The organism is Tenacibaculum amylolyticum (genome assembly GCF_964511145.1).
Lineage (GTDB): Bacteria > Bacteroidota > Bacteroidia > Flavobacteriales > Flavobacteriaceae > Polaribacter > Polaribacter amylolyticum.
Genome location: NZ_CAZEFZ010000049.1, coordinates 2501 through 5373 on the forward strand (window position 1 = coordinate 2501; position 2873 = coordinate 5373).

2 tRNA genes and 2 rRNA genes (1 of these 4 cut by a window edge) are annotated in these 2873 nt (G+C 44.2%); all 4 read right to left on the reverse strand.

The annotated features are described in order from the left end of the window. Nucleotides 1–528: ribosomal RNA gene (locus ACKTTC_RS12855) — 23S ribosomal RNA — on the reverse strand (it extends 2261 nt beyond the left edge of the window). 186 nt (nucleotides 529–714) lie between these two features. Then, nucleotides 715–788: transfer RNA gene (locus tag ACKTTC_RS12860), tRNA-Ala, on the reverse strand. A gap of 108 nt (nucleotides 789–896) precedes the next feature. Then, nucleotides 897–970, reverse strand: a tRNA-Ile gene (locus ACKTTC_RS12865). Nucleotides 971–1050: 80 nt separating this feature from the next. After that, a 16S ribosomal RNA gene (locus ACKTTC_RS12870) occupies nucleotides 1051–2572 on the reverse strand. Together the 16S and 23S rRNA genes with 2 tRNA genes alongside form the textbook arrangement of a ribosomal RNA operon. Nucleotides 2573–2873 lie beyond the last annotated feature (301 nt).

Sequence of the window (2873 nt, forward strand, 5' to 3'; positions counted from 1 at the left end):
TTCTATTTCACTCCCTTACTTAGGGTTCTTTTCACCTTTCCCTCACGGTACTAGTTCACTATCGGTCTTTCAGGAGTATTTAGCCTTACCGGATGGTCCCGGCAGATTCATACAGGATTACACGTGTCCCGCACTACTCAGGGTACTGCTATATCCTCTTCGCTTACCTATACGAGACTATCACTCTCTACGGTTCGTCTTTCCAAACGATTCTAGTTCACTTAGATTCTAATGTCGCAGCCCTACAACCCCAATATTGCCGTAACAATATTGGTTTGGGCTAATCCGCGTTCGCTCGCCACTACTAACGGAATCACTATTGTTTTCTCTTCCTCTGGTTACTTAGATGTTTCAGTTCACCAGGTTTGCTCCTCTCGGTACTATACCTTCAGTATAGTGGGTTGCCCCATTCGGAAATTTACGGATCATAATGCATGTGCCACTCCCCGTAACTTATCGCAGCTTATCACGTCCTTCTTCGCCTCTGAAAGCCTAGGCATCCGCCATACGCCCTTATTTAGCTTATTGTACTTTTTGCTTTGACTTGCGTCAAAACGAGCTCTTTATAATTCTTTATAAAAATATGTTGTTAGAGTTTTACTCTAACTCTCTATCTTGATTCTTTACGATATCATTTTTACCAATATGTCAATGAACGTTGTGGCGAGTCGCCACTGACAAGTATTTAAACTTCGTGAACAACTTATGCCGTTGTGGAGAATATCGGAGTCGAACCGATGACCTCTTGCGTGCAAGGCAAGCGCTCTAGCCAGCTGAGCTAATCCCCCATATACTAGTAGTTAGCATTGAGTAGTTAGTATATAGTAGTTTTAAACTATATAAACTACATTTTTCAACTTCTAGAATTTCCTGTAACTTAAACCTTAAAAAAATAGTAGTCTCGGGCAGACTCGAACTGCCGACCTCTACATTATCAGTGTAGCGCTCTAACCAGCTGAGCTACGAGACTATTTTAAGATCTTAGTCTTTGTATTTAAAATTAACAGCAGAGTAAAATAACCACTTTTGTAACTAACCATCTTTCTCTAGAAAGGAGGTGTTCCAGCCGCACCTTCCGGTACGGCTACCTTGTTACGACTTAGCCCTAGTTACCAGTTTTACCCTAGGCAGCTCCTTGCGGTCACCGACTTCAGGCACCCCCAGCTTCCATGGCTTGACGGGCGGTGTGTACAAGGCCCGGGAACGTATTCACCGGATCATGGCTGATATCCGATTACTAGCGATTCCAGCTTCACGGAGTCGAGTTGCAGACTCCGATCCGAACTGTGATATGGTTTATAGATTCGCTCCTATTCGCATAGTGGCTGCTCATTGTCCATACCATTGTAGCACGTGTGTAGCCCAGGACGTAAGGGCCGTGATGATTTGACGTCATCCCCACCTTCCTCACGGTTTGCACCGGCAGTCTCGCTAGAGTCCCCAACTTTACTTGCTGGCAACTAACGATAAGGGTTGCGCTCGTTATAGGACTTAACCTGACACCTCACGGCACGAGCTGACGACAACCATGCAGCACCTTGTAAAGTGTCCGAAGAAAAACCGATCTCTCAGCCTGTCACTCTACATTTAAGCCCTGGTAAGGTTCCTCGCGTATCATCGAATTAAACCACATGCTCCACCGCTTGTGCGGGCCCCCGTCAATTCCTTTGAGTTTCAATCTTGCGACCGTACTCCCCAGGTGGGACACTTATTACTTTCGCTTAGTCACTGAACTTACATCCAACAACTAGTGTCCATCGTTTACGGCGTGGACTACCAGGGTATCTAATCCTGTTCGCTCCCCACGCTTTCGTCCATGAGCGTCAGTATATACGTAGTAGGCTGCCTTCGCAATCGGTATTCTAAGTAATATCTATGCATTTCACCGCTACACTACTTATTCTACCTACTTCCGTATAACTCAAGTCAACCAGTATCAAAGGCAGTTCTACAGTTAAGCTGCAGGATTTCACCTCTGACTTAATTGACCGCCTGCGGACCCTTTAAACCCAATGATTCCGGATAACGCTTGCACCCTCCGTATTACCGCGGCTGCTGGCACGGAGTTAGCCGGTGCTTATTCTTATGGTACCGTCAAGGCCGTACACGTACGACTGTTTCTTCCCATATAAAAGCAGTTTACAACCCATAGGGCAGTCTTCCTGCACGCGGCATGGCTGGTTCAGAGTTGCCTCCATTGACCAATATTCCTCACTGCTGCCTCCCGTAGGAGTCTGGTCCGTGTCTCAGTACCAGTGTGGGGGATAATCCTCTCAGACCCCCTACCTATCGTAGCCATGGTAAGCCGTTACCTTACCATCTAGCTAATAGGACGCATAGTCATCTTGTACCAATAAATCTTTAACTAGAACGTGATGCCACATCCCAGCATTATGGAGTATTAATCTTCATTTCTAAAGGCTATCCTCCTGTACAAGGCAGATTCTATACGCGTTACGCACCCGTTCGCCGGTCGTCAGCATTGTGCAAGCACAACCTGTTACCCCTCGACTTGCATGTGTTAAGCCTGCCGCTAGCGTTCATCCTGAGCCAGGATCAAACTCTTCATTGTAAAATCTTTAATGTTTTAAATGAATAAGTTTCAAAAGAATTTAACTTGATTTCAAGCTATAGTTATTCTACTCTAATTACGCTGTCAATTTCAATATTTTCAATGAACTTCGTTAATCGTAATATTTAGTCTTTCTCAACCAAAATCTTAATTAACCTTTTCTTGTAGAAACACTAGAATCGAACTAGTTGATGTTTTATTATCATTCCAAAATCTCTGTGATCGTTTGTTTCATTTCTGAAAGCGGATGCAAATTTATAAACTCTTTTTAAATTGACCAAAACTTTTTTGAAGTTTTTTT